The organism is Streptomyces sp. NPDC037301 (genome assembly GCF_055602785.1).
The window spans coordinates 1-1,962 of sequence record NZ_JBVJWD010000160.1 but is presented as its reverse complement, the minus strand read 5'-3'; the positions used below and the strand labels follow the sequence as shown (position 1 = coordinate 1,962).

Here is a 1,962-nt window from a genome sequence, read left to right as displayed (position 1 = left end):
AGCCCCAACGAATACGAACACCGACACCACACCGCTAAACTCACGCTCGCCGCGTGATCAATAACCGCGTGCCCACCTTCACGGGGGAAGGCCCATGATCTGTACAACCTCGCCGTGGATCCGGGCTTCCTGCTGGTGGCCTGGGACCGGGTGCGGAACAACAAGGGCGCGCGCACGGCGGGAGTGGACGGCGAGACCGCCTACTACATTGAGTCCGTGCGCGGGCTGGAAGGGTTCCTTGCGGAACTGCGGGAAGATCTCAAAGCCCGCACCTTCCGACCCCTACCGGCTCGGCGACGCGCGATTCCCAAAGCTGGCGGCAAGGTCCGCTATCTGGGAATCGCGACCATCCGAGACCGGGTTGCTCAGGCGTCCTTGAAGCTGGTGTTGGAGCCGATTTTTGAGGCGGATTTCCTCCCGTGTTCCTACGGGTTCCGTCCGAATCGCCGGGCTCACGATGCGGTGGCCGAGGTGCACCATTTCGCATCCCGCTCGTATGAGTGGGTTGTTGAGGGTGACATCAAAGCCTGCTTCGACGAAATCTCGCACTCCGCTCTTATGAACCGGGTGCGGGAACGTGTCGGAGACAAACGTGTCCTGGATCTGGTGAAGGCATTCCTGAAGGCAGGCATCCTCGGTGAGGACGGCACGCTGGTGGATACCAACGCCGGTACTCCGCAAGGGTCGATTCTTTCCCCGTTGCTGAGCAATGTGGCTCTCTCGGTCTTGGACGAGCACATCGCCCAAGGGCCGGGCGGCCCCGGAGCCAGCCCGTATGGAAGGGCCAAGCGACGCCGTCAAGGTCTGCCCAACTACCGCCTCGTGCGGTATGCGGACGACTGGTGCTTGCTCGTGTCGGGCACCGAGGCGCACGCCCAAACCCTGCGGGAAGAAATCGCCGGGGTCCTGTCCACGATGGGCCTGCGCCTGTCGCCGGAGAAGACCTTGATTACCCATGTCGACGAGGGCCTCGTCTTCCTCGGCTGGCGCATCCAGCGTCACCAGAAGCGAGGTACCGGCAAACGATACGTCTACGTCTACCCGGCCAAGAAGGCCCTGGCGGCCGTCATGGCCAAGGTGAAGACAATCTGCCGGCGGAGCATGAACCTGTCGCTCGAAGACCTGCTGCGTCAGCTCAACCGGATGCTGCGGGGCTGGACCGCGTACTTCAAGTACGGGTGCTCGAACGCGACTTTCAGCTATTTGAGGGCCTACCTCTGGAAGGAGATCATCAGATGGCAGGAGCGCAAGCACCGGCGTGTTCCTTGGAAGGTACTATGCCGACGCTACGGCATCTGGCCCGCCGAAGGCGGGATGGAATTGTTCGACCCGGCAAAGGTGAGCGCCAAGCGCTACTACTACCGGGGAACACGCATCCCGACACCATGGCCGAGCACAGCATGAGGTGAACGCCGACCCACGGGACTTGTGGAGAGCCCGGTGCGCTTAGCGGCGCACGCCGGGTTCGGGAGGCGACCCGGAGAAACGGACTGACCGCAAGGCCAGCACCGCGCTCCGGGTCGACCTCACTGGAATCGAGTGAGGTGAGAGACCTTCACCGCCGGGTTGTCGCAGCAATCCGGTTGAAGCTGGGGGCAGTTCTGCTCGGGGGATGCCGAGTCGGGCGGTAAACAGCCCCGACAACGTCGGGACGGGCTGGCACTGCCAGACGGTCCGGGTCCGGTTAGTGCTGTGACCGAATAGGTTCGCCCGGTTGCTGTTGATGTGAAGTGCTCGATGAAGCGGATGTGCTCGTGTGCTTCAGCGGTAGTCGGCCAGGCCGTCCGCGAGTTCTTCTTCGTCGCCGTCGCGGATGGCGTAGAGGGCTTGCTGCAGAGCGAACGTGCCGCGGATCGCGGCGATGCGGCTAAGCCTCGATCCACCGACGTGCTCTGAAGATGATCTCTTGATCGTTTGGTGAGCTGGTTTCGGTCGGTGGTCGTGGGTGGGCAGGTTGTTTCT

The 1,962-nt window shown here is 63.0% G+C and carries 1 protein-coding gene and 1 pseudogene; one reads left to right on the top strand and one right to left on the bottom strand.

The genetic code is table 11. The annotated features are described in order from the left end of the window. Positions 1-114: 114 nt before the first annotated feature. Positions 115-1,404, top strand: coding sequence for a group II intron reverse transcriptase/maturase (gene ltrA / locus ACZ7IB_RS49085; protein ID WP_470921870.1), 1,290 nt, complete (start codon positions 115-117; stop codon positions 1,402-1,404). A 357-nt stretch (positions 1,405-1,761) separates the two neighbouring features. On the opposite strand, the pseudogene ACZ7IB_RS49080 reads toward ltrA, so the two are convergent. Then, positions 1,762-1,962, bottom strand: a pseudogene (locus ACZ7IB_RS49080) (hypothetical protein); the annotation flags it as partial.